This is a genomic window from Caulobacter sp. FV2ye17ST (assembly GCF_058680955.1).
In genome coordinates this window covers 3,476,788-3,499,982 of record NZ_CM178727.1, presented here as the reverse complement: position 1 = coordinate 3,499,982, position 23,195 = coordinate 3,476,788, and the positions used below count along the sequence as shown (strand labels likewise).

At 67.8% G+C, this 23,195-nt stretch carries 21 protein-coding genes; 8 read left to right on the top strand and 13 right to left on the bottom strand.

Annotated features, from left to right (window positions below):
- Position 1: 1 nt before the first annotated feature.
- Together ACW17V_RS16705 and ACW17V_RS16700 are read right to left on the bottom strand one after the other, a co-directional pair.
- Positions 2 to 1,309, bottom strand: coding sequence for an acyl-CoA dehydrogenase family protein (locus ACW17V_RS16705; RefSeq protein ID WP_492106180.1), 1,308 nt, complete (start codon positions 1,307 to 1,309; stop codon positions 2 to 4).
- 104 nt (positions 1,310 to 1,413) lie between these two features.
- Positions 1,414 to 2,526 carry a transporter family protein gene (locus ACW17V_RS16700; RefSeq protein WP_492106179.1) on the bottom strand — a complete coding sequence of 371 codons (1,113 nt, stop codon included), beginning with the start codon at positions 2,524 to 2,526 and terminating at the stop codon, positions 1,414 to 1,416.
- A 47-nt stretch (positions 2,527 to 2,573) separates the two neighbouring features.
- On the opposite strand from ACW17V_RS16700, the gene ACW17V_RS16695 reads away from it, so the two are divergent.
- The 6 genes from ACW17V_RS16695 to ACW17V_RS16670 all read left to right on the top strand — a co-directional run bounded on the left by ACW17V_RS16695 (position 2,574) and on the right by ACW17V_RS16670 (position 8,189).
- Positions 2,574 to 3,164, top strand: a complete 591-nt coding sequence (locus ACW17V_RS16695; protein WP_492106178.1) for a GNAT family N-acetyltransferase — start codon at positions 2,574 to 2,576, stop codon at positions 3,162 to 3,164.
- A 195-nt stretch (positions 3,165 to 3,359) separates the two neighbouring features.
- Complete coding sequence (locus ACW17V_RS16690; RefSeq protein ID WP_492106177.1) at positions 3,360 to 4,532, top strand: hypothetical protein; 1,173 nt, start codon at positions 3,360 to 3,362, stop codon at positions 4,530 to 4,532.
- 70 nt (positions 4,533 to 4,602) lie between these two features.
- Positions 4,603 to 5,847 (top strand): hypothetical protein, encoded by a 1,245-nt coding sequence (locus tag ACW17V_RS16685; RefSeq protein ID WP_492106176.1) that lies wholly within the window; start codon positions 4,603 to 4,605, stop codon positions 5,845 to 5,847.
- Between the two features lie 92 nt (positions 5,848 to 5,939).
- Complete coding sequence (locus ACW17V_RS16680) at positions 5,940 to 6,713, top strand: MerR family transcriptional regulator (protein ID WP_492106175.1); 774 nt, start codon at positions 5,940 to 5,942, stop codon at positions 6,711 to 6,713.
- 106 nt (positions 6,714 to 6,819) lie between these two features.
- On the top strand, positions 6,820 to 8,028 hold the full coding sequence (zigA, locus tag ACW17V_RS16675) for a zinc metallochaperone GTPase ZigA (protein WP_492106174.1): 1,209 nt from the start codon (positions 6,820 to 6,822) through the stop codon (positions 8,026 to 8,028).
- On the top strand, positions 8,019 to 8,189 hold the full coding sequence (locus tag ACW17V_RS16670) for a hypothetical protein (RefSeq protein ID WP_492106173.1): 171 nt from the start codon (positions 8,019 to 8,021) through the stop codon (positions 8,187 to 8,189). The genes zigA and ACW17V_RS16670 overlap by 10 nt, the downstream gene beginning before the upstream one ends.
- Before the next feature lie 4 nt (positions 8,190 to 8,193).
- Here the strand turns inward: ACW17V_RS16670 and mutL are convergent, their stop codons facing one another.
- Positions 8,194 to 10,101, bottom strand: a complete 1,908-nt coding sequence (mutL, locus tag ACW17V_RS16665) for a DNA mismatch repair endonuclease MutL (RefSeq protein WP_492106172.1) — start codon at positions 10,099 to 10,101, stop codon at positions 8,194 to 8,196.
- A 179-nt stretch (positions 10,102 to 10,280) separates the two neighbouring features.
- Here mutL and ACW17V_RS16660 point away from each other — a divergent pair, with 179 nt between their 5' ends.
- The gene (locus ACW17V_RS16660; protein WP_492106171.1) at positions 10,281 to 11,222 is read left to right on the top strand and encodes a TraB/GumN family protein; all 942 of its coding nucleotides are present in this window, start codon (positions 10,281 to 10,283) and stop codon (positions 11,220 to 11,222) included.
- Between the two features lie 233 nt (positions 11,223 to 11,455).
- Here the strand turns inward: ACW17V_RS16660 and ACW17V_RS16655 are convergent, their stop codons facing one another.
- The 7 genes from ACW17V_RS16655 to ACW17V_RS16625 form a co-directional block, all read right to left on the bottom strand.
- Positions 11,456 to 12,025, bottom strand: a complete 570-nt coding sequence (locus ACW17V_RS16655) for a DUF3035 domain-containing protein (RefSeq protein WP_492106170.1) — start codon at positions 12,023 to 12,025, stop codon at positions 11,456 to 11,458.
- Between the two features lie 100 nt (positions 12,026 to 12,125).
- Positions 12,126 to 12,632 (bottom strand): signal peptidase II, encoded by a 507-nt coding sequence (gene lspA / locus ACW17V_RS16650; protein WP_492106169.1) that lies wholly within the window; start codon positions 12,630 to 12,632, stop codon positions 12,126 to 12,128.
- Positions 12,633 to 12,798: 166 nt separating this feature from the next.
- Positions 12,799 to 15,762, bottom strand: a complete 2,964-nt coding sequence (gene ileS, locus ACW17V_RS16645) for an isoleucine--tRNA ligase (protein ID WP_492106168.1) — start codon at positions 15,760 to 15,762, stop codon at positions 12,799 to 12,801.
- 173 nt (positions 15,763 to 15,935) lie between these two features.
- Positions 15,936 to 17,024, bottom strand: a complete 1,089-nt coding sequence (locus ACW17V_RS16640) for a S1C family serine protease (RefSeq protein WP_492106167.1) — start codon at positions 17,022 to 17,024, stop codon at positions 15,936 to 15,938.
- A gap of 266 nt (positions 17,025 to 17,290) precedes the next feature.
- Positions 17,291 to 18,232, bottom strand: a complete 942-nt coding sequence (locus tag ACW17V_RS16635; RefSeq protein WP_492106166.1) for a bifunctional riboflavin kinase/FAD synthetase — start codon at positions 18,230 to 18,232, stop codon at positions 17,291 to 17,293.
- Positions 18,232 to 18,654 (bottom strand): MaoC family dehydratase, encoded by a 423-nt coding sequence (locus ACW17V_RS16630; RefSeq protein WP_492106165.1) that lies wholly within the window; start codon positions 18,652 to 18,654, stop codon positions 18,232 to 18,234. The genes ACW17V_RS16635 and ACW17V_RS16630 overlap by 1 nt, the downstream gene beginning before the upstream one ends.
- 61 nt (positions 18,655 to 18,715) lie before the next feature.
- Positions 18,716 to 19,579 carry a TIGR01459 family HAD-type hydrolase gene (locus ACW17V_RS16625; protein WP_492106164.1) on the bottom strand — a complete coding sequence of 288 codons (864 nt, stop codon included), beginning with the start codon at positions 19,577 to 19,579 and terminating at the stop codon, positions 18,716 to 18,718.
- Positions 19,580 to 19,722: 143 nt separating this feature from the next.
- Between ACW17V_RS16625 and ACW17V_RS16620 the strand changes: the two genes are divergently transcribed.
- Complete coding sequence (locus ACW17V_RS16620; protein WP_492106163.1) at positions 19,723 to 20,289, top strand: NnrU family protein; 567 nt, start codon at positions 19,723 to 19,725, stop codon at positions 20,287 to 20,289.
- A gap of 3 nt (positions 20,290 to 20,292) precedes the next feature.
- Here the strand turns inward: ACW17V_RS16620 and ACW17V_RS16615 are convergent, their stop codons facing one another.
- From ACW17V_RS16615 to tipF, 3 genes are all read right to left on the bottom strand, one after another.
- Entirely contained in the window at positions 20,293 to 20,979 is a 687-nt protein-coding gene (locus tag ACW17V_RS16615) for a 2OG-Fe(II) oxygenase (RefSeq protein ID WP_492106162.1), read from the bottom strand.
- Positions 20,976 to 21,701 carry a methylated-DNA--[protein]-cysteine S-methyltransferase gene (locus ACW17V_RS16610; RefSeq protein ID WP_492106161.1) on the bottom strand — a complete coding sequence of 242 codons (726 nt, stop codon included), beginning with the start codon at positions 21,699 to 21,701 and terminating at the stop codon, positions 20,976 to 20,978. The genes ACW17V_RS16615 and ACW17V_RS16610 overlap by 4 nt, the downstream gene beginning before the upstream one ends.
- Before the next feature lie 84 nt (positions 21,702 to 21,785).
- On the bottom strand, positions 21,786 to 23,048 hold the full coding sequence (tipF, locus tag ACW17V_RS16605; protein ID WP_492106160.1) for a flagella assembly cyclic-di-GMP phosphodiesterase TipF: 1,263 nt from the start codon (positions 23,046 to 23,048) through the stop codon (positions 21,786 to 21,788).
- Positions 23,049 to 23,195 lie beyond the last annotated feature (147 nt).

Genomic DNA, 23,195 nt, shown 5'->3' with positions numbered 1-23,195 from the left:
ACTAGCGAATACCCGGCACGTGCAGGGCCGCTTCCTTCTCGGCCTTCTGCTTGAAGACCAGGTCGCCGTACTTGCCGTATTCCATGCGGGCGATCGTCCGCTGGTGCACTTCGTCCGGGCCGTCGGCCAGGCGCAGGGTGCGGATGCCGGCATAGGCCTTGGCGAGGCCGAAGTCGGTGGTCACGCCGCCGCCGCCGTGGGCCTGGATGGCGTCGTCGATGATCTTCAGGGCCAGGCGCGGGGCCGCGACCTTGATCATGGCGATCTCCAGACGGGCCGACTTGTTGCCGGCCTTGTCCATCATGTCGGCGGCCTTCAGGCACAGCAGGCGGCACATCTCGATGTCGATGCGGGCGTCGGCGACGCGCTCTTCCCAGACCGAGTGGTCCGAGACGTACTTGCCGAAGGCCTTGCGGCTCATCAGGCGCTTGCACATCTTTTCCAGCGCGACTTCCGCCGTGCCGATGGTGCGCATGCAGTGGTGGATGCGGCCGGGACCCAGGCGGCCCTGGGCGATCTCGAAGCCGCGGCCTTCGCCCAGCAGCAGGGCGTCCTCGATGGGAACGCGGACGTTCTTGAGGATGACCTCGGCGTGGCCGTGCGGGGCGTCGTCATAGCCGAACACCGGCAGCATACGGACGATCTCGATGCCGGGGGCGTCCAGAGGCACCAGAACCTGGCTCTGCTGGGCGTGGCGGCTGGCGTTTTCCGGATCGGTCTTGCCCATCACGATGGCGACCTTGCAGCGCGGATCGCCCACGCCCGAGGACCACCACTTGCGGCCGTTGATCACATAGTGGTCGCCGTCGCGCTCGATGCGGGTCTCGATATTGGTGGCGTCCGAGGAGGCGACGTCCGGTTCGGTCATCAGGAAGGCGCTGCGGATCTCGCCGTTCATCAGGGGGCGCAGCCAGCGCTCCTTCTGGGCCAGCGTGCCGTAGCGCATCAGCACTTCCATGTTGCCGGTGTCGGGCGCCGAGCAGTTGAAGACTTCCGACGCGAAGCCGACCTTGCCCAGCTGTTCGGCGATCAGGCTGTATTCCAGGTTGGTGAGCTGGATGCCTTCGAACTGGAACGTGTCATCGACATGGGTCTGGCCGCTGTGCGGCGGCATGAAGAAGTTCCACAGGCCGGCGGCCTTGGCCTTGGCCTTCAGTTCCTCGACGACCTGCACGACCTTCCAGCGCTCGGCGCCGAGGACGTTCATCTCGGCCTCGTATCGCGGAATGGCCGGCACGATGTGCTCGTCCATGAACGCGGTGACGCGATCGAGGAACTGCCGCTGCGTGGGGGAGATATCGAAATCCATGGCGCTTCCCGATCCCGGTCCATTGTTCAAACGCTTGTTTGAAGAGACGTTAGCGCTGGTTGACGCCGGGGGCAAGACGGGAAAGCGCCGGAGGCGGCCCCCGTCTAGAGCACATAGTTGATGGCGATCACCGGGGTGACCGAGGCGGTGGTGTTGCGGCCGGCGGGAATGATCCTCGCCCCCATGATCACGCCCACCGAGCCGCTGATATTGTACTCGATCGCCGGGGCCAGGATCAGCGCCTGGCTGACGGGGGATCGTCGCTCGAAGGCGGCGCCGTCAGACCTGGTTCCCAGAACCCGGGTGCTGGCGTCGCGCTGATAGCCGATATCCATCGCGGCCACCCACTGGCGGGTGATGCTGTACTCGAAGGCCAGGTCGATATTGAACGAGTCGCCCGGACGGGCCTCCCCGGCGAAGCCCGCCAGCGTGCCATAGACGCTCATGTCGCGCACCCTGGCGTCGGCGGAGCGCGTATAGGCCAGGTTCAGGCGCGTGCGCAGGATCCGGCCGTTGGGCGTCCAGAAATAGGTCTGGGAATTGACCCCCAGCGTCGTGGCGTAGGCCCCGCTGCCGAAGCCGTCATTGGGGCGACCGTCGAGCCTGTCGTGCCGGCCGACGGGCAGGGTTTCCTGCAGGACCAGCGAGAGGGTCGGGGTGCGACCGCCCTCGCGATACTGGGTCAGGCGGAGCTGGCCCTGAAGGGTCAGATCGCCCACACGAACGCCCGAGCTTGAGCGACCTGCGGCCCGGCGATAGCCGAAGCGGGGGATCAGCCCGGCGGTGAAGGTGTCGGTCACGCCGTAGAGCAGGTAGGTCTGCGAGCCCCAGTTGTCTTCATCGGGCGTGTCGTGACGCTCGCCCTTGGAGTCGATCCGGCCATAGGGTTTGGCGTTGTAGAGATAGGGTTCGATCAGCATGCGGCCCCGGGGCAGGGTCGAGGCGCCGGACGCCAGCAAAGGCCCGGTCCACCAGGCCTCGTCCAGGGCCTGCCGGTAGGGGGCGCCCTCGGCGGCGGCGGCTGAACGGGGCAAGCCGGCGACCAGCGCGCTCAGGAGCAGGATGAACCACAGACCATGACTGGCCCATCTCGGTTTCGACGTCATGAAGTCCCCCAGCACGCGCGGTCGCCATCGACCGTTGGTCGTCAGTAGGCCGCGCTCATCGCCGCCGCCGCCCGGAACTTGCGGCGTCGGTGCGTCAGGACGCGTCAGCATGCTGTTCGCCTTGCGCGGAACCGGCCAGCCGAGCCATTCTGCGCCGCATGGACATCCAGATTCTCCCCCTCGAAGGCCGCTACGTCCGGCTGGAACCCATCACCCCGGATCTACGCGACGAGTTGCGCGGCGCGATCGACTGCGATCCCGCCAGCTGGGAAATCATGTCGACCAATGGCTGCGGCGAGGGCTTCGAGGACTGGTGGGGCGCGCTTGAGGGCGAGACACGGCGCAACGAGCGGATCGGCTTCGCCATCCGCCGGCTGTCGGACGGCAGGGTGGTCGGAACGTCCAGCTATCTGAACATCCGAAAGCTGCACAAGGGCCTGGAGGTCGGATCGACCTTCCTGCATCCCGACGCGCGCTCGGGGCCGGTAAATCCGGAGTCCAAGCGCCTGCTGCTCGGTCACGCTTTCAACGCCGGCGCCATCCGCGTGGAGTTCATGATCGATGTCCGCAATGCTCGCAGCCAGGCGGCCGTCGAGAAACTGGGCGCCGACAAGGACGGTGTGCTGCGCAATCACAAGATCACCTGGACCGGCCATGTGCGCGATACGGCTGTGTTCTCGATCACCGACGCCGATTGGCCGGGCGTCAAGCAGCGACTGGACTTCCGCCTGACGGAGACGTTCGCCTAGCTTTCAGGCGCGCTTTGGGGTGACTGTTTTTGAAGCATTCGCACCAATAGAAATTGATGCGACAATATGCCCAGCCTCAAATGCTTCAAGATTTTGGGCGGGTATTGAACGGGTTGGTCGTTCCTATACCCAATTTGGGCGCCGGTCCAAGGTCTTGGTAACTGTCATGCGGCAAGTAGCTGCTGCATGGGCGGCATGGCGTGTCTGAGAATCTGTATTGAACACGGCGCGCGCGAGGCGTCTGCTGATGGCGTGACGCCCGGCAAGATCGATCGCACCGCCGCGCTCTACATCGAGACACGCTGGCCGCCACCCCGGCGTTTTGGTCAGGTCGCGCCCGGCGCCTATGTTCTGATCGATCCCAACGCCGATTTCCTCGATGGCGAGGAACTCAAGCAGATCGCCAGCGAGCTTCAGCTTCGTCTGTTCGGCACTCAAGGCCGGGACGACCTTTGCATGCTCACCTATGAGGGCGATGAGAAGGAGGTCCTGCGCTTTTCAAGCCTGCCCGAGGCTGACCTGCTGTCCATGCGGGGCGGCGAGCCGCCGCCGCCTGTCGGACGCACGCGCGTCATCACGCGCGATGGCGTGCATGAGCTGGCGCCCTGGGGCTCCACGCCGCGCAACGTCGCCCAGGTCGCGGCCGACCCCACCGACGGGCCGCGCCTGGCGTGGCGCGGGGTCTACAATCCCGTCACCGAGTATTTCGAGGCCAGTCAGCCGCAATTCATGCTGCGCGAGCCTGAAAAGACGGTCCTGGAGGACAGCGACTACATGCGGGCGGATCTGGCCATGCTGGATGCGAACGTCGCCGCCCTCGAGACCCAGCCGGATCGGCGCGTGCAGACGGATTTCCGGATGTGGAGCCTGGTCCGCACCAGCCTGCGCGAGACCTATCAGGCCAAGCTGGCCACGCTGCCCTCCGCCGTCATGGAACAGCTGAGCGCCCAGATCTACGAGGTGCCGCGCGACCTGCCGTTCTCGGCCATCGCGCCGCTGCGCGATCTTCTGCGGCCTGTGTTCAATCGCATTGAGCTTCGAATCGAGGACGCCGGGTTCAACGTGCGGGCCGTTCCGGCCAATCTCATCGACGGCGTGGTGCTGCAACTGTCGGGAACCGACGAACTTCAGCGCCTGCTGACCCTTCGGCGGTTCCTGTCCGCCCGGCGGCAATATCTCGACCTCAAGCTGCGGCAAGGCGTCACGGGCCTTCGCTCGCGCCGTGAATTTGACCTGTGCCGGGAGCTGAGACTGTCTTCGGTGAGCGGCCCAATCGTCAGTGGGCCGTTCGAAGAACCCTTGCCGCAACAGGCTTTTTCGCAGACCGACCTGCCGCTCAGGAAGGCGCCTTCAACCCCCAGGAACTAGGGGTTGAGTTAACGGTCGCATACCAGTGTCCCTAACCAATTGGCGATGAATTGCAGCTAAGCATGGCGGCATGACCGCGATCGCCTGCTTGCGCCTGCTCATTGATGATGACTCCTTCCCGGCCCCACGGGCTCAGGAGGCCGCGGACGTCTATCTCAAGGTCCGTTGGACGGCCCCGCGCCGGTATGGCGCCGTGGCGCCGCTCGCATTTGTTCTGGCCGACAATCGCGCGGCCCAGCTTGACCCTGTCGAGATGCAGGCCCTTGCCGCCGAGCTCGAGGCCAGCCTGTTCCCCGGCCGCAAGAGTGGTCAGGTCTGCCTGATGACCTTCGAGGGCGACGAGAGCGCGGTCCTGAAATTCGCCAGCCTGAGCCAAGCTGAGCTGGCCGGTCTGGTCGCCGGCGAGGGCTATGGCGGCGCCGCCGGCCGCGTTCAGGTGATCACCGCTGAAGCCATCCGCGCCGTGCCCAGCACGCGCGAAGAGGCCCGCGAAGCCAAGGCCGCCGCTCAATCGGCTCCGGCCCCGCCGCAACCCGCGCCCACCCCGGTCGCACCCGAGAAACGTCCAGCCCCGCCGGCGCCGATCGCCGCCAAGGCCAAGGAGCCTCCCCCGCCACCGCCGCCGTCGCAGACCGGCTGGTGGGGTCTATACGACCTGGCCGAGAACGCCTTTGTGGGATCGCTGATCGGCCTGCGCGCCGACCTGACCGAGCCAGCGCCCGAGCTCGACTCGGCGCTGCTGACCCGCGATCTGGCCTGTCTCAACGACGCCCAGCCCGTCCTGAAGGGCGCGACGTTCGGCGATCTCTATCTGCCGTTCGGGTTCTGGAACCTGACGACGCCATCCTCCCAGGAGGCCTACAAGCGCCGTCTGTCGCGCTATCCGCTCGACATGCAGCCGCGCCTGGGGGCCAGCGTCTATGGCACGCCGCGCGAGGCCTCCATTGGCCTGGTCCAGCAGATGCGCGCCTTCCTGAAGAGCGGCTTCACCTTCCTCGACCTGAATGTCATCGACCCCACCTTCCCGGTGCACAATCTGCCGCCGGAGCTGATCGACAGCGTCACCCTGACCCTCACGGGCGAGGAAGAGCGCGAACGGCTAGCCGCGATCGTCAAGTTCGTCGAGCGCCAGAACGTCTATCGCGGCAAGGCCGTGCGCCAGATCGTGGCCGGCGTGCAGACCGCCAACGAGCTTGAGGCCTGCCGTCAGGGCGGGGTGGACCGTGTCCAGGGGCCCGCGATCACCGCCTTCCTCGACCTGCCAGTGGCCCAGGCCGAGGGCGAGCCGCTGATCAAGGCGCGCGAAGCGGCCTGATAGACGCGCTCTATCCACGGCTGGGCTAACGGCGCTTGACCCTCACGCCGCGTGATCCCTGAGTGATCGTCTCCATCGAGCGAGGGGACGATTTGAGCACCTATACAGTCAAGCAGATGGCGACGCTTTCGGGCGTGTCGGTGCGGGCCTTGCACCACTACGACGCCCTGGGTTTGCTGAAACCCAGCGCCGTGGGCGGCAACGGCTACCGCTATTACAGCCGGGACGACCTGCTGCGCCTGCAGCAGATCCTGTTCTATCGCGAGCTGGAGACGCCCCTGCGCGACATCCAGGTCGCCCTGGACGACCCCGACTTCGACGCGGCGGCCGCCCTGCGCGCGCACCGCGTTCGGCTGACGGCAGAGGCCAGGCGCTATGACCGGTTGGTGCGGGTGATCGACCAGACCCTCGAAACCCTGAGCGGAGACGAGACGATGGATGACAAGACGATGTTCCTGGGGTTCTCCCCGGAAAAGCAGGCCGCGCACGAGGCGTGGCTTGTCGAAACCTATGGCGGCGACATGCCTGAGCGGATCGCGCAGTCAAAGGCCGGCATGAAGGACTGGACCGCGCGCGACGGGACGGCCTTTCAGGAGGAGTCCAGGGCGATCGAGCATGATCTTGCCCGGGCGCTGATCCAGGGCCTGCCTGCTGATTCCGAGGTCGTGCGGGCGATCATGCAGCGCCACTGGAACTGGGTGGCCAGGGCCTGGAACCGCAAGCCGGACCCGGCGGCCTTCGCGGGGCTCGGGCGGCTGTATCTGGAGGTTCCGGAGTTCACCGCCCGCTATGAGGCGGTGTCGCCGGGCCTGACGGAATATCTCGCCGAGGCGATGCGCTTGTTCGCGGCGCGCAAGAACGGCTGAGGCGCGCTCCGCCTTCATTCTGAGGTGTTATAGTATAACAATATGGCTTGTCGCCTGCGTGCGGCTTGGCTATGGATGTTATATTATAACATCTTGAGGCCTCTACGTGTCCCAGACATCAAGGATTGATCGCCGCCTGCCGGTGACCGTGCTTTCGGGCTTCCTGGGGGCGGGCAAGACCACCCTGCTCAACCACGTGCTCCACAACCGCGAGGGCAAGAAGGTCGCGGTGATCGTCAACGACATGAGCGAGGTCAATATCGACGCCGCCCTGGTGGCCGAGGGCGGCGCGGATCTGTCGCGCACCGACGAGACCCTGGTGGAGATGTCCAACGGCTGCATCTGCTGCACCCTGCGCGACGACCTGTTGCAGGAGGTGCGCCGCCTGGCCGCCGAGCGCCGCTTTGACTATCTGCTGATCGAGTCGACGGGCATTTCCGAGCCCATGCCGATCGCCGCCACCTTCGACTTCCGCGACGAGGCCGACCAGAGCCTGTCGGACGTGGCGCGGCTGGACACCATGGTCACGGTGGTCGACGCCTTCAACTTCCTGCGCGACTACGCCTCGCGCGACAGCCTGGCCCAGCGTGGCGAGACGGCGGGCGAGGGCGACGTGCGCACCGTCGTGGATTTGCTGGTCGAGCAGATCGAGTTCGCCGACGTCATCGTGCTCAACAAGACCGATCTGGTCTCGGCGGAGGATCTGGGCCGGCTGGCCGGGATCATCGCCACCTTCAATCCGGGCGCCCGGATTATCCGGTCCGAACGCGGCGCCGTGGCGCTGGACGACGTCATGGGCACCCGTCTGTTCGACTATGCCCGGGCCGAGGGCGCGGCCGGCTGGCAAAAGGCCCTGATGGGTGAGGTGCTGCCCGAGACCGAGGAGTATGGCGTCAGCCACTTCGTCTATCGCGCCTCCAAGCCCTTCCATCCCGCCAAGCTCAAGGCCTGGCTGGAAAGCGAATGGCCCGGGGTGATCCGCTCCAAGGGCTTCTTCTGGCTGGCCACGCGCTATGACCGGGTCGGCGGCTGGAGCCAGGCCGGGGCGGTCACCCAGCATGGCCCGCACGGCCGCTGGTGGGCCACCGCCCCTCAGGACCAGTGGCCTGACGATCCGGCCTGGCGGACGACCATCGAAAAGGTCTGGAAAGCGCCACACGGCGACCGTCGCCAGGAGATCGTGCTGATCGGCATCGATATGGACCAGGCCGCTCTGAAGAAGGGCTTCGACGACTGCCTGCTGTCGGACCTGGTTTTCGGCTTTGGCCCCAGGGGCTGGAGCAAGCTGCCCGATCCCTTTCCGTCATGGGGCTAGAGCCGCCGCCCCTGGGTGACGGCGAGCCCACCGCAGCCTGGGTCTCGGCCGCCCTGGGCGTCAGCCTGGACGAGGCCGAATGGCTGCTGGTGCTCTACCGCTTCCTGCCGGCCGAGGGCGAGCCCCGGCCGTACCAGGTCTATGTGTGCGAGGCGCTGTAGGCGGCTATCGCCGCCCGAACAGTCGCTCGATGTCGGCCAGCTTGAGCTCCACATAGGTGGGGCGGCCGTGGTTGCACTGGCCCGAATGGGGCGTGGCCTCCATCTCGCGCAGCAGGGCGTTCATCTCGGCCCCGTTCAGGCGGCGGCCGGCGCGGACGCTGCCGTGGCAGGCCATGGTGGAGCACACCTCTTCCAGCCGCTCCTTCAGCGCCAGGGCCTGGCCGTTCTCGGCCAGGTCGTCGGCGATGTCGCGCACCAGGCCGGCGGCGTCGGTCTTGCCCAGCAGGGCGGGCGTCTCGCGGACCAGCACCGCGCCGGGGCCGAAGCTCTCGACGATCAGGCCCAGGGTCGCCAGCTCCTCGGCGCGGGCGATCACCCGTTCGGCCTCGGCGGGATCCAGGTCGACCACCTCCGGCAGCAGCAGGGTCTGGCGGGCCACGCCGCCGGCCTCCATCTCGCCCTTCATCCGCTCATAGACCAGCCGCTCATGGGCGGCGTGCTGGTCGACAATGACCATGCCGTCGCGGGTCTGGGCGACGATATAAGTCTCGTGCACCTGGGCCCGGGCCGCGCCCAGCGGGAAGTCGACGGGGTCGAACACCGGCGCGGCGCCGTAGCCATCCGCCTGTGGATAATTTTGCGGTTCTTGGGCCTGGACCGCGTCATAGGCCTGAGCCAGCACATCGCCGAACCCCGGCTCGACCCGCGCCGAGACGTCCGACAGGCCCGGCAGCACCTGGGGTCGCGGCGGCGCCCAGCCGCCCTCGCGCCAGGCCGAGAAGCCGGCGGGCGAAGGATCGGGGCGGAACTGGCCTCCTTGAAAGGCGAAAGGTGAGCCACCCTGGGCGCGTATGCTGTCCAGCGCCGCCGTCGCCACCGTGGTTGAGGCCCGATGGCCCGCGCCGGCCAGCGCATGGCGCAGCGCCCCGACGATCAGGCCGCGCACCAGGGCCGGATCGCGGAAGCGCACTTCGGCCTTGGCCGGATGGACGTTGACGTCGACCTCGGCCGTATCGAGCGACACATAGAGCGCCGCCGTCGGGTGGCGGTCGCGGGCCAGGAAATCGGCATAGGCGGCGCGCAGGGCGCCTTGCAGCAGCCGGTCACGCACGGGGCGGCCGTTCACGAACAGATACTGATGGGCGGCGTTGCCCCGGTTGTAGGTCGGCAGACCCGCGAACCCCGTCAGGCGCACGCCGTCGCGGGTCTGGTCGATCTCGATGGCGTTGTCCTGGAAATCGCGGCCTAGCACCGCCGACAGCCGCGCCAGCCGGCCCTGCGGTCCCGGATGCTCGGGCGGCAGGCGTAGCACCCGGCGTCCGTCGATATCCAGCGAGAAGCCGACTGCCTCATGGGCCATGGCCTGACGCTTGATCTCCTCGGTGATCGCCAGGGCCTCGGCGCGTTCCGACTTCATGAACTTCAGCCGGGCGGGGGTGGCGTAGAACAGGTCTCGCACCTCGATCCGGGCTCCGTGGGGACCGGGGAACGCAGCGGGGGCCACATCGCCGACCTGGCCGCCCTCGACCAGGATCGAGTGGGCGTCCTTGGCCCCCTTGGCCCGGGAGCTGATCGACAGGCGCGCCACGGAGCCGATCGAGGGTAGGGCTTCGCCCCGGAAGCCCATGGTGTGGATCCGCAGCAAGTCCCACAGGCCGTCGGCGTCGGGCGCCAGCTTCGAGGTCGCGTGGCGCTCGATGGCGACCGGCAGTTCCTCGGCGCTCAGGCCCATGCCGTCATCGGCCACCAGAATGCGGGTCAGGCCGCCGCCATGGGCTTCGACTTCGATGCGGGTGGCGCCGGCGTCGATGGCGTTGTCGACCAGCTCCTTGATGGCGCTGGCCGGCCGCTCGACCACCTCGCCGGCGGCGATGCGGTTGACGGTTTCGGGCGGTAGACGAAGGATCGGCATGGCAGGCTTTCGGAGGCGGGCGGCAACAGCCCGCCAGGGACGCGAAGAAGACCCATCCTAGATCGATTCCGCCACGCCGGGTCGCAAGGACATCGGATGCAGGATCGGCTTTGCAGGGCCACGCTTTGGCCGCAGGCTCCCTGTCATCTCGCGATCTACGGCATGGGGGTGAGTTGAAGATGAGATCGCAGACCTTGGCGGCGGCGCTGGCGCTGTTGGCTTCCCTGCCGTTGGCGGCCCACGCCCAAGTCCCCGACGATCCCGAGGCCAATCTGGTCGAGGAACTGGTGGTCAACGCCAAGCTTCCCGGGCCGGCCTGGTGGCGGATCTCCGACGGCGACACCACGATCTACATGCTGGGCACGCTGGCCTCGCTGCCCAAGGGCGCGGCCTGGGATACGTCTGTGCTGGACCGTCGGCTGGACGGAGCCTTCGCGGTGATCCTGCCGCCGGAGGGGCGCGCGGGCCTGACCGACATCCCCGCCTTGCTGAAGCTGCGGGCCAGGCTGAAATCCGATCAGCCGCTCGACCAGGCCGCGCCCGAGCTGGCGCCGCGCCTGGCCCGGGTTCGCGCCCAGCTGGGCAAGAAGCCGGACGCCTACCGCGAATGGAGCCCGCTGGGGGCCGGGATCATGATCGCCACCGACTATCAGAAGACCTCGAAGCTGGACCCCGGCGAGCCGGAACGCACGCTGGGCAAGCTGGCCCGCAAGCATCGGCTCAAGGCCAAGCCGGCTGTGACGTACAAGGCCATGCCGGTGGTCAAGGCCGCCGTGCGCCAGCATACCGCCGAAGTCGGGGTGACCTGCCTAGAGGGCGTTCTGAGCGAGGCCGAGGCCGGAACCGCTGCGGCCCGCTCGGCCGCCGCGGCCTGGGCGCGGGGCGACGTGCGCGGGGCCATCGCCGGCCCGCGCAATTTCCAGCGCTGCATTCGCGGCCTGCCGGGCATGGTCGAGCTGGAACAGCGGGCCATGGACGACGAGGTCGCCGCCCTGACCGAGGCGATGAAGACGCCCGGCCACGCGGTGGCCCTGTTCTCGATCCGTGGGCTGGTGGCCCAGAACGGCCTGCTGGATCGAATACGCGCCAAGGGCTTTACGGTGAAGACGCCGGGGGATTGAACCCGACTTCGCTCTCCCCGGCGACCCGAAGGGCGGCGAAGCCAACGCCGGGGCCCAGATCGAACCCCATGACCTTGTCAATTTGGCAGAGGCCGAAGGCGCGTCATCCCCAAACGCTCAGGCTGAATCTGGGTCCCGGCCTTCGCCGGGAAGAGCGGGTTTTGTGAGATTGAAACGAAAACGGCCCGGAAGCTTGCGCGTCCGGGCCGTTGGAATTCGAGGATGGCTGGAGCCTAGAGGCCCGGCAGCTTGATCCGGGTCTGCTTGTCGCGGCTGATCACCACCTTGCCGGGACCCATCAGGGCCTTGAGGCGGGCTTCCTCGGCGGCGGCGTCGACCACGACCGGGGCGTTGGCGCCGGTTTCGGTCGCCGTCGAGGCCACTTCGGCGGCCTTGTCCTTTTTCCAGAACATCACCTTGCTGGCGAAGCCCTCGTCCTTGTGGGCCAGGTCACCGGTTTCGTCGTCGACGACGAAGCGGATCAGCGGGTCGGCCTTGTCGACGCCAGCCTTGGCGACCAGCAGCTTTTCACCGTCCGAGCGGCCGGCGGCCATGCTCTGGCCGATCAGGGCCTGACGGGCGGCGCTTTCGGGCTGCAGTTCCTGCGGGCGGGGCTCGCCGGGGGCCGGCGGACGCAGCGCGTAGTCGGGCGGCACGACCAGCGGAGCCTTGGTCACGACGCGGAATTCGTCGGGGACCACCTTGCTCATGCCCAGCGCCTTGGAGGCCGATTGGCAACCGGCGAGGCCCGTGGCGGCCACGGCGGCCAGAACGCTCAGGGTCGCGACCCGATTGAAACTCATGAAACCCGTGCTCCGGTAGGCCCCGCCCCGGGACCAGAATTTTGGACGCTCTCGATACGACATCAACGCGCGGGCGCCAATGTCTCTTGCGATTGCGGCCTTATTCGGTCGGATGGGCCAGCTTGTCCTCGCCCGTCAGGAAGCTGTCGAGCAGCAGGAAGGCCACGCCGATCGAGATGCCGGCGTCGGCGATGTTGAAGATCCACGGGAAATAAAGGTCGCGCACGTCGATGAAGTCGGCGACCGCGCCATAGAGGACCCGGTCGATCAGGTTGTTGCCGATGGCCCCGCCGATGATCATGCCCAGGCCGACGGCCATCAGCGGCTTGGTCGCCTTGCGCGCCCAGATCGTCAGGGCCACAACCACGACAGCCGAAAAGCCGGTCAGCAGCCAGCGGCTCCATTCGCCGTGGCCGTTCAGCAGGCCAAAGCTCATGCCCTTGTTCCAGACCATGGTCAGGTCCAGCGGGCCGGGCAGGGGGATCGACTCGCGCGTTTCCAGCTTCAGACCGTGCAGGATCCACAGCTTGCTCAGCTGGTCGAGCACGACCGTGGCGACGGCGATGGCGTAGGCGATCCAGCCCTGGCGGGTGATGTTGATCGTCATTCTTTCAGCCCCCAGGCTCTTCAATTCAGGTCTCGACCCTCCCGTCGGCGGATGGGGGAGGGCAGGGTGGGGGTGATGCGGCGGCGGAAATTTGGCGGGGACTGATCCAGTCTAGCCGCCGCGCCACCCCCATCCCCAACCCTTCCCCCATCAAGGGGGAAGGGGGTCACCCCTTCTGGCTATCCCACCATGCCACAGCTTCGGCGTCACGAAGGCTAAGCTCCGGATAGCGGGGATCGGTTCCGACCTCGGGCAGGATGCGCCACGAGCGGGCGCATTTTTGACCCTCGGCCTGAACGGGGTCCACCGACACGCCCTTGACCTCGTCGGTCGTGAACGCGCCACCCTCGCCGGCGACCAGGGTCGCGGCGCTGGTGCGGAACACCTCGGCGGCGTCCAGGCCGTCGAAGGCGGCCCGCAGGTCGGCGTCCGCGACATGCACCACCGGCGCCGCCTCCAGCGCCGAGCCAATCCGCTTTTCGCGGCGTTCGACTTCCAGGGCGCCGGTCACGACCGACATCACGATCTCGACCTTGGCCCAGCGGGCGGCTTCGGCGTCGTTGCGCCACGCCGCCGGCGTCTCCGGGATCACCCGCAGGCTGTTGGAGCCCGCCTCGGGGAAGCGCGTCTGCCAGGCTTCTTCCATGGTGAAGCTGGTCAGGGGCGACAGCCAGATGGTCAGGCGCTCGAACACATAGTCCAGCACCGTGCGATAGGCCCGGCGGCGCAAGGACGACGGCGCGTCGCAGTACAGGCTGTCCTTGCGGATGTCGAAGAACAGGGTCGACAGGTCGCCCTGGCAGAACTCGATCAGCGGACGCGTCACGTCGCTGAAGCGATAGGCCTCGTAGGCGGCCTTCACCTGGCCATCCAGCTCCCACAGGCGGTGCAGGATGAACTTCTCCAGCGGCGGGAAGTCATCGTAGTTGGTCACCCGCTCGGCCTCATCGAAGCCGGCCAGAGCGCCCAGCAGGTAGCGCGTGGTGTTGCGCAGCTTGCGATAGGCGTCGGTGGTGGTGGCCAGGATGGTCTTGCCGATCCGCTGGTCTTCCGAATAGTCGACCATCGCCGCCCAGAGGCGCAGGATCTCCGCGCCGCTTTCCTTGGTGACGGTCTGCGGCTCGACGGTGTTGCCCTTGGACTTGGACATCTTCTCGCCGTTCTCATCCTGGGTGAACCCGTGGGTGAGAACCGCCTTGTAGGGCGCGCGGCCGCGGGTGCCGCAGCCTTCCAGCAGGGACGACTGGAACCAGCCGCGGTGCTGGTCGGAGCCTTCCAGATAGAGATCGGCCGGCCAATGGCTGTCGGCCCGGCCCTCGATCGTGAAGGCGTGGGTGCAGCCGGAGTCGAACCAGACGTCGAGGATGTCGCCGACCTTCTCGTACTGGGCGGCGTCATAGGCCTCGCCCAGGAACTCGGCGTCGGGACGCAGGAACCAGGCGTCGGCGCCGCCTTCGCGGATGGCCGCCAGGATGCGGGCGTTGACGGCTTCGTCCATCAGCGGCTGGCCGCTGTCCTTGTCGACGAACATGGCGAGCGGCGTGCCCCAGGCGCGCTGGCGGCTGACCAGCCAGTCGGGACGGCTTTCCACCATCGAGCCGATGCGGTTGCGGCCGGCGTCGGGGTGGAAGGCGGTGTCGGCGATGGCCTGGACGGCGGTCTCGCGCAGGGTCTTGCCGCTGTCCAGCGGCTGATCCATGCGGATGAACCACTGCGGGGTGTTGCGGAAGATGATCGGGGCCTTCGAGCGCCAGCTGTGCGGATAGCTGTGCTCGACCCGGCCGCGCGCCAGCAGGTTTCCGGCCTCGATCAGCTTGTCCATGACCGCCGCGTTCGCCGGACCGAACTTGCCGGCCTTCTTGCCCTCGGTCTCGATGACCTTCAGGCCCGCGAACAGCGGCACATGCGGGAAATAGGCGCCGTCGGGGTCGACGGTGTCGGGGATCGAGTCCAGCGCGTAGCCGCTCTTGAGCCACACCAGATAGTCGTCCGCGCCGTGGCCCGGGGCGGTGTGGACAAAGCCGGTGCCGGCGTCGTCGGTGACGTGGTCGCCGGCCAGCAGCGGCACGTCGAAGCCAAAGCCCTCATCGAATTGCGCCAGCGGATGGGCGCAGACCAGGCCCGTCGGATCGACGGGCTCGGCGCGGCGCCACTGGGCCACCTTGGCGGCCTTGCGCACGTCCTCGGCCAGCTTGTCGGCCACGATCAGGCGGTCGCCCACCTTCGACCACGGGGCGAACTCAAGGTTCTCCTCCATGGCTTCCACCTCGTAGAGGCCGTACTCGACCTTGGGGTTGAAGCTGATGGCGCGGTTGGCGGGGATGGTCCACGGGGTGGTGGTCCAGATCACGACGCTGGCGTCGTTGGGCGGCAGGCGGAAGACATTGTCGCCGGCCGGGTTGCCCGACAGCGCGTAGTGCTCCTCGTCATAGACCTTGACCGGGAACTTCACCCAGATCGTGGGCGAAACGTGGTCGTGGTACTCGATCTCGGCGTCGGCCAGGGCCGTGCGCTCGACAGGGCTCCACATCACCGGCTTGGAGCCGCGATAGAGCTGGCCCGAGGCGGCGAACTTGTGGAACTCGGCCACGATCGTGGCCTCGGACGTATAGTCCATGGTGGCGTAGCGGTTCCACCAGTCACCCAGGATGCCCAGGCGCTGGAATTCGACCTTCTGGGCTTCGATCCAGCCGCCGGCGTATTCGCGGCAGCGGGTGCGGAACTCCTCGGCCGGGACCTCGTCCTTGCGGCGGCCCTTGGCGCGGAACTCTTCCTCGATCTTCCACTCGATCGGCAGGCCGTGGCAGTCCCAGCCGGGCACGTAGTCGACGTCGTAGCCCAGGGCGAAGCGGCTGCGGACCACGAAGTCCTTCAGCGTCTTGTTCAGGGCGTGGCCGATGTGGATGGCGCCATTGGCGTAGGGCGGGCCGTCGTGCAGCACGAACAGCGGGGCGCCGTCGGCCTGGCGCTTGGCGCGCACCGCGCCGTAGAGGCCCTTGTCCGACAGGGCGGCCCAGGCCTCCAGGATCTCGGGCTCCTTCTTGGGCAGGCCCCCGCGCATCGGGAACGGGGTGTCGGGAAGGAAGACGGTTTCGCGATAGTCGCGGGCGGTCGTGGCGTCGTCGGCCATGGGAGAGCTATCCAGCTTGGAAGTTCGGAAAAGGGTTGCGGGTGTCGATCCCGGCGCGCGCTCGAACCTGCGTCCAGCGTTACGCCGGGCGGATAATTCGCGAAGGTTTCCGAACGAAAGTCATGGGCTGGGGGATAGCAGAGGGTTGCTGGCAAGGCCAGTGGGCGTTGCCCCTAGCTCCGCTTGCGGATCCTCGGCGTGATCGACACCGTCATCAGCCGGCCCTCGCGGATCAGGGTGAACAGCGTCGGCTTGTTGATCGCGTGGTGGTCCAGCGCCCGCAGCAGGTCGTCCAGGCCGGTCAGGATCTGGTCGCCGGCCTGGATCAGCAGGTCGCCTTCCTTGACCCCGGCCTTGGCCGCGGGGCCGCCGGCGTCCACGTGCGCGACGAACACCGCATAGGGCTGGGTGACGCCCGTGGCGCGCGCCAGGCCGGCGGGAATGGGGGCCTGCTGGGCGATCATCCCGATCGAGCCGCGCCGCACGAAGCCGTGGTCGAGCAGTTCCTGGATCACATAGGTGGCGGTGTTGACCGCCACCGCGAAGCACAGGCCCTGATAGCCGGCGATCACGGCGGTGGCGATGCCCACCACCTCGCCGGCGGAATTGACCAGCGGGCCGCCGCTGTTGCCGGGATTGAGGGCGGCGTCGGTCTGGATCAGGTCCTCGATCAGCCGGCCGCGCTCGCCGCGCAGGGACCGGCCCAGGGCCGAGACGACGCCGGTGGTCACCGTGGCCTCAAAGCCCAGCGGCGCGCCGATGGCGATGACCAGCTGACCGCGCCGCAGCTTCTTGGAGTCGCCCAGCCGGGCGATGGGGATGTCGATGTTCTGGTCGACCTTCAGGATGGCCAGGTCGGTGTCGGGATCATCGCCCACGCAGCGCGCCGTCAGGCTGCGGCCCTCGGCGGTGATGACCACGAAACGGCTGGCGCCCTGGACCACGTGGCTGTTGGTCAGGATCAGCCCGCCGGGCGCGAAGGCGAAGCCCGAGCCGATGCCCTGCATGCGAGGGTCTTCCAGCATCGGGTGGACGCGGACCACGGCGGGCCCCACCACCTCGACGGCGCGGACCACGGCGTTGGAATAGGCGTCCAGTAGGTCGCCATTGGGCAGGGCGCAATAGCCGCCCTCGACCTCGACGGCCTTGCCGGTGTCGAACACGAACTGGGCGTCGGCCGGATAGGACAGGATCTCGTGGCGTCGCCTGGGCGCGGGACGGCGCGCCCTGGCGAAATGCTCGTACTTGCGCGCTTTCAACATCCCGCCCCCGTGGTGGTTAACGGAGGTTAACAGCGAAGCTCCGGTCAGGGATAGGGGGATCGCCGGTTGGGCGAACCGGCGCCACCGGACGCCCCCTCCGTCACGATGCGTATTCGCATCGCGCCACCTCCCCCGTTTCACGGGGCAGGAGGGGTAGGCTGTTCTTCTCCTGCCCGGTAGCGAAGCGTACGGGGGAGGTGGCGCGGCGCCGCCCTCAAGCAAAGAATGGGAGGCGACGTGACGGAGGGGGCGTTCGGTGTTGGCCGCTAAAACCCCGGCGCCACGATCGCCCGCGCCGCCGTTTCGTCACGCCGGATCTGCTCGACCATCAGCTCGATGCTGTCGAATTTCAGTTCCGGCCGCAGGAAGGCGACCAGCTGGGTTTCGATGACCTGGCCATAGAGGTCCTCGTCGAAGTCGAACAGCCAGGTTTCCAGCCGGGTCTCGACCGCGCCGGTGGTGGGGTTGTTGCCCAGGTTGGCGACGCCGGGCACTTCGCGGCCGTCGGGCAGGCGCGTGCGGGTGGCGTAGACGCCGAGCTTTGGCACCACATAGTCGATGATCTCGACATTGGCCGTCGGAAAGCCCAGCTGACGGCCCAGCTGCTGGCCGCGCCGGACCACGCCTTCGATCGCGAAGGGGCGACCCAGGATGCGGGCGGCGGTGTCGGGCTGGCCGTCGCGCAGGGCGTCGCGCACGCTGGTCGACGAGAACTTGTCGCCGTCCTCGCCCGCCACAGGCTCGGCGATCGAGACGCCAAAGCCATGCTCGGCGCCATAGGCCTTCATCCCCTCGGGGCTGCCGGTGCGGCCCTTGCCGAACGAGATGTCGAAGCCGGCGGCCACGTGCCGGACGCCCAGTCCCTCGACCAGAACCTGCTCGACGAACTCCCGGTCCGAGAAGCTGGCCATCTGGAAGTCGAACGGCAGCAAATACAGGATATCCACGCCCATGCCGGCCAGCACGCGGGCCTGCTGCTCGATGGTCATCAGGCGGAAGGCCGGCTCGGAGGGACGAAACAGCCGTCGCGGGTGCGGGTCGAAGGTGACCACGCCCAGCGGCGCCTTCAGGGCGAGAGCCGCCCTGGCGGCCTCGGCGATCACCTGCTGGTGGCCGCGGTGCAGGCCGTCAAAGTTGCCCAGCGCCACGGCCGCGCCGCGCTCTTCGGACGACAGGTCCTTCCAGCCGTGAACGATCTTCAGCTTCATCAGGCGGCCTTGCGCGGAACCATGATCAGGGCCTCACCCTCGACCACCGGCTTGCCGTTGACCAGACAGACCGTGGCCAGGGTGACGCGGGCCTTGGCCTCGTCGATCTCGGTGATGGTGGCGCGGGCGGTGACTTCGTCGCCGATCTTGACCGGGCGCTTGAAGCGCAGCGACTGCGACAGATAGATCGCGCCGGGGCCCGGCAGGGTGGTGCCGATCACCGCCGAGATGTAGCCGGCCGACAGCATGCCGTGGGCGATGCGTTCGCCAAAGCTGGTGGTCGCCGCGAACTCGGCGTCGAGATGGACGGGGTTGTTGTCGCCCGTCACGGCGGCGAAGGCGATGATGTCGGCCTCGCCGACGGTGCGAACCAGATCGGCGCTCTGGCCGACGCTGAGCTCTTCAAGAAACAAACCCTGCATGACGCGTTCCCCTGCGGTTCTTATTGTGCGTTGCAGCGCAATCTAACCGCTGATCCTCAATTCACCAGACCAGATCGCCCACGGCGTGCGTGGCCCCGACCTTGTCGGCGGCCAGCAGGGCCAGCACGGCCTCGGGGTTGAGCAGGCCGTCGGGGCCGATGGCCTTCTCGCCATGGATGCCCTTGGCGATGAACAGGCAGGCCAGTTTCTGGTTCTCGGCTCCCAGCACATCGGTGATCACGCCGTCGCCGATGCAGAGCACGCGGTCGCGGTCGACGGGCTTGCCGGTCAGTTTCTCGGCTTCCGCTATGGCCAGGTCATAGATCGGCGCGAACGGCTTGCCGGCCATGATCACTTCGCCGCCCAGGCTTTCGTAAAGGTCGGCCAGGGCGCCGGCGCAGAAGATCAGCCTGTCGCCGCGCTGAACCACCCGGTCGGGATTGGCGCAGATGAAGGTCAGGCCGCGCTCGGCCGCCACGGCCAGACGCTCGCGATAGTCCTCGGGGACCTCGGTCTCGTCGTCGTACAGGCCGGTGCAGCCGATGAAGTCTGCGTCCTCGCAGGAGCCGGTCAGGTCCAGGTCCAGGCCGGCATAGAGCGGACCATCGCGGTCGGGACCGATCCGCCAGACCTTGCCCGGCGCGCGGGCGCTCAGCAGGTCGCGGGTGGCGTCGCCGGAGGTGACGAACCCGCTCCAGGCCGCGCGCGGCACGCCCAGGCTGTCCAGCTGCGAGACCACGTCATACGACGGGCGCGGCGCATTGGAGATCAGCACCACCGGACCGACCTGGGCGCCCCACTGGGCCAGGGCGTCGCAGGCCTGCGGGAAGCTCTGCACGCCGTTGTGGATCACGCCCCAGACGTCGCACAGGACGATGTCGTAGCGGTCGCGGAGAGCCGAGAGGCGTTCTGGAAAATCCATCATGGAGGCGGCGGTACCGGTCGGGGGCGAGGGCGTCAACGCCCGGAGCGCTCAGGTGTCGTCGCCGCGCGCGCTTTGCAAGAGGTCGCGCTTCCGCCGACCGGCGTTCCGTGACTATCCTCCCGCGCAAAGCCGGGGAGGGCCTGATGACGATTCTGATCCTGGGACTTGTGCTGTTCTTCGGCATTCACGCCGTGCGCATCGTCGCCGGGCCGTTCCGCGACGCGCAGATCGCGGCCAGCCCCGGACGCTGGAAGGGCCTCTATTCGCTGATCGCGGCGGCCGGGCTTGGCCTGATCATCTGGGGCTGGATGCAATACCGGCTGATGGCCCCGCAGCTCTATGATCCGCCGAGCTGGGGACGCCACGCCGCGATGGCGCTGGTGTTGCCGGCTTTCATCCTGCTGGCGGGCGCCAACGGCCCGGTCGGACGGATCAAGGCGGCCGTGCGCCACCCCATGCTGATCGGGGTCATCCTGTGGTCGGCGGGGCACCTGATGGCCAATGGCGACCAAGCTTCGGTGCTGCTGTTCGGCGCGTTCCTGGCCTATGGCGTGATCGACCTGATCGCGGTGCTTGGACGTCGGGAGCCCGCGCCGGTGGTCACAAAGCCGCTGGCCGACGTGATCATGGTGGTGGCCGGGACGGCGCTCTACGCGCTGTTCGTCCTGTTCCTGCACCGGGTGTTCTTCGGGATCTCGCCGCTGGGCTGAGGCTCACGTCGCATCGTGGAAGATCACGCCCAGGGTCCGCCGCCGGCCCGAGCGGATCTCGCTGACGCCGTGCCGCAGTATCCGCCGATGGACGCCGCGCGTCCCTTCGGCCGGTCGCTCACGCACCGCGAAGATCACGCCCTCGCCCTGGCGCAGGGGCACGACCTGCGGAGCCGATTGCTGGCGCGGTCGCTGCTCGACCAGCACGAACTCGCCGCCCTCGAAGTCGCGGCCCGGCTCGTCGAGCAGGAAGGCGGCCTGCAGCGGGAAGACCTGCTCGCCATACAGGTCCTGGTGCAGGCAGTTATAGTCGCCGGGACCATAGGTCAGCATCAGCGGCGTCGGCCGCGCCTGGCCGGCCGCGTGGCAGCGCGCCAGCATCTCGTCCAGGGTTTCGGGGAATCGCCTTTCCTCGCCCAGACGCTGGGCCCAGCGGTTGGCGATCCAGGCCAGGGGCGGATAAAGGCCATCGCGCAGGGTCTGGATCGGCTCGGGCAGGGGATAGGCGAAGTACTGGTACTCGCCCTTGCCAAAGCCGTGCCGGGCCATGACCACCTTGCTGCGAAACAGCTCCGGCTGCGCATAGAGCGCCGTCAGGTCGGCGCAGGCCTGCGGGGTGAACATCGGACCGGTCAGGGCCCAGCCGCGAGCGTCCAGTTCGGCGGCGATCCGCTTCCAGTCGGGACTCACGCCGCCTCGCGCGCCAGCAGGGCCGCCTTGCGGTCCACGCCCCAGCGATAGCCGGACAGGCCGCCGTCGGCGCGAACCACACGGTGGCACGGTGTGATCACCGCCAGCGGATTGGCCCCACAGGCGTTGGCGACCACGCGGGAGGCGGTCGGCCGACCGATGGCGCGGGCCAGTTCGGCATAGGACACCGTCTCGCCGGCCGGGATCTGGCGCAGCATCGCCCAGACCTCGCGCTGCAGGTCGGTGCCCTGGTCGTCGAGCGGCAGGTCGAGGCCGCTCCCCGGTTGGTCGATGAAGACCGCCACGGCGGCCAGCTCGGTCTTCAGGCCGTCCGCGTCGGCGACCAGCCGCGCGGCCGGGAAGCGACGCTCGAGGTCTCCCGTCAGGCCGGCGGCCTCGTCGCCCAGGGTCACCAGGCGCAGGCCCTTGTCCGAACGGGCGACCAGCGCCAGGCCCAGGCTGGTGGGGATGGTGGCGTAGCGCAGGACCTCGCGCTCGACGTCGGGCTTGCAGCGCAGACAGGCGCGGAACCCGGCGTCGCGGGCGCTCTGCCGCGTGGCGTGGAACTCGACGTTCTTGCGCAGGGGCCGTCCGCCGCAGCTGGCCACGCAATAGACGCCGGTGGTGCGCACGGCGATGAAGAAGGCGCCTTCGGCGGCGCGGTCCTTGCGGCGCATGGCGTCCCAGCGCGCGTCATCGTCGGGGTAGGTCGAAGCGATCATCGGAACATCTCCTCTGTTGCAGGGAAGATGCGCCCGGTGGATCAGCGGGTCATTCCGAAGCTTGCGGCCCGGCGCCCAAAAGTGTCACCAACCTGAAGCCCGGCGACGCAGGGCGCCGCGCATGAAGTCGACCGGAGGCTCGGCCTCGGCCAGCACGGCGTCGCGAATGGCGCGCGGTTCGCCGAACAGGTGACCCTGGCCGTAGCCGATATCGAGGTCCAGTATGTCGACGATCTGCTTCTCGGCCTCGACCTTTTCGACAATCACCTCGATGCCATAGCGACGGGTGAGGGCGGCGAAATCGCTGGCGTTCAGGTCGGGCAGCGAGGCGATGACCAGCTTGCCATCCTGCTCCTGCAGCTGGTCCAGCATCATCTGGGCGCCGACCTTCAGGAACTTGACGTCAGCGCGGGCCAAATCCTGGAAGTCGAGATCCAGGTCGTTGACCTTGTCGAGGCTGAAGCTGAAGCCCAGGCTGGCCAGACGCGACATGTGGCGGGCTTCCACCGCGCCACGACGCTCAAAGGCGGCCTGACCCAGTTCGAAGATCACCGCGCCGGCCAGATCCTTGTTGGCCTGCATGAATTCCAGGAACTGCGGGAAGAAGCTCTCGTCGGCCAGGCTGGCCAGCGAGATGTTGCAGAAGATCCCGACCTTGCGGTCCTGCTTGGCCAGCCGCCGCACGATCTGCACGCAGCGGAACAGTAGCAGGTTGTCGATGGCGGTCATCAGGCCTTCGGGCTCGGCGACGGCCAGATATTCGGCGGGCATCATCACCCGGCCGGTTTCGTCGCGCAGGCGCGAGAAGCTTTCGTAGAAGACGGTCCGGCGCTGGGGCAGGCTGACAATGGGCTGCAGGTACAGATCGACCCGGTTCTCGGCCAGGGCGTCCTGCACGACCTGCAGCATGACGTTGGACTGCGGCGTGCGGCCGCGAACCTCGACGCGAGCGGCGGCCACCTGGTGGGTCAGCTGATGCTCCAGCCGGTCGTTCATCGTGGCGATCAGGTCTTCCAGCTGGTGGACCTCGGTCGACAGTTCCTCGGAGCGGCGCTGGGCGTCCTGGGCGACGCTCTCGACCAGCTCGCTCATCCGGGCGTCGATCTTTTCGATCTGGTCCAGCAGGATGGCGTGGGCCTCACGAACCGTGTCGATGTCCATGCGGGTGCGCGCGGATTCGAAGGTGTTGGCGATCATGCCGTGGAACGCAAAGCACAGGCCCAGCGTGCCGATGAAGGCTGACAGACCGACAGCCGGAGCCGCCCCCGTGCGCCACAGCACCAGGGAGATGATCAGAGCCAGACAAAGATAGGCGCCCGTGAGCAGCCCCAGCATCAGCCTTCGCATCAGTCCGTCCACGCGAATCGTTACAGGCAATCAGACCGGTCCGTGTCCCAAGAGTCGAACAGATTAACGCGCCTGCGCCATTCCGCCTCGCTCCCTGGGAGTCCGCGCAGCATAACGCAACCCTGCGAGAACGCCGCATCGACAGCA

What these genes read in the sequence shown, in the direction of transcription:
- ACW17V_RS16705 (WP_492106180.1), bottom strand. Translation starts at nt 1,309, where the DNA reads ATGGATTTCGATATCTCCCCCACGCAGCGGCAGTTCCTCGATCGCGTC.
- ACW17V_RS16700 (WP_492106179.1), bottom strand. Translation starts at nt 2,526, where the DNA reads ATGCTGACGCGTCCTGACGCACCGACGCCGCAAGTTCCGGGCGGCGGC.
- ACW17V_RS16695 (WP_492106178.1), top strand. Translation starts at nt 2,574, where the DNA reads ATGGACATCCAGATTCTCCCCCTCGAAGGCCGCTACGTCCGGCTGGAA.
- ACW17V_RS16690 (WP_492106177.1), top strand. Translation starts at nt 3,360, where the DNA reads ATGGCGTGTCTGAGAATCTGTATTGAACACGGCGCGCGCGAGGCGTCT.
- ACW17V_RS16685 (WP_492106176.1), top strand. Translation starts at nt 4,603, where the DNA reads ATGACCGCGATCGCCTGCTTGCGCCTGCTCATTGATGATGACTCCTTC.
- ACW17V_RS16670 (WP_492106173.1), top strand. Translation starts at nt 8,019, where the DNA reads ATGGGGCTAGAGCCGCCGCCCCTGGGTGACGGCGAGCCCACCGCAGCC.
- mutL (WP_492106172.1), bottom strand. Translation starts at nt 10,101, where the DNA reads ATGCCGATCCTTCGTCTACCGCCCGAAACCGTCAACCGCATCGCCGCC.
- ACW17V_RS16660 (WP_492106171.1), top strand. Translation starts at nt 10,281, where the DNA reads ATGAGATCGCAGACCTTGGCGGCGGCGCTGGCGCTGTTGGCTTCCCTG.
- ACW17V_RS16655 (WP_492106170.1), bottom strand. Translation starts at nt 12,025, where the DNA reads ATGAGTTTCAATCGGGTCGCGACCCTGAGCGTTCTGGCCGCCGTGGCC.
- lspA (WP_492106169.1), bottom strand. Translation starts at nt 12,632, where the DNA reads ATGACGATCAACATCACCCGCCAGGGCTGGATCGCCTACGCCATCGCC.
- ileS (WP_492106168.1), bottom strand. Translation starts at nt 15,762, where the DNA reads ATGGCCGACGACGCCACGACCGCCCGCGACTATCGCGAAACCGTCTTC.
- ACW17V_RS16640 (WP_492106167.1), bottom strand. Translation starts at nt 17,024, where the DNA reads ATGTTGAAAGCGCGCAAGTACGAGCATTTCGCCAGGGCGCGCCGTCCC.
- ACW17V_RS16635 (WP_492106166.1), bottom strand. Translation starts at nt 18,232, where the DNA reads ATGAAGCTGAAGATCGTTCACGGCTGGAAGGACCTGTCGTCCGAAGAG.
- ACW17V_RS16630 (WP_492106165.1), bottom strand. Translation starts at nt 18,654, where the DNA reads ATGCAGGGTTTGTTTCTTGAAGAGCTCAGCGTCGGCCAGAGCGCCGAT.
- ACW17V_RS16625 (WP_492106164.1), bottom strand. Translation starts at nt 19,579, where the DNA reads ATGATGGATTTTCCAGAACGCCTCTCGGCTCTCCGCGACCGCTACGAC.
- ACW17V_RS16620 (WP_492106163.1), top strand. Translation starts at nt 19,723, where the DNA reads ATGACGATTCTGATCCTGGGACTTGTGCTGTTCTTCGGCATTCACGCC.
- ACW17V_RS16610 (WP_492106161.1), bottom strand. Translation starts at nt 21,701, where the DNA reads ATGATCGCTTCGACCTACCCCGACGATGACGCGCGCTGGGACGCCATG.
- tipF (WP_492106160.1), bottom strand. Translation starts at nt 23,048, where the DNA reads ATGCGAAGGCTGATGCTGGGGCTGCTCACGGGCGCCTATCTTTGTCTG.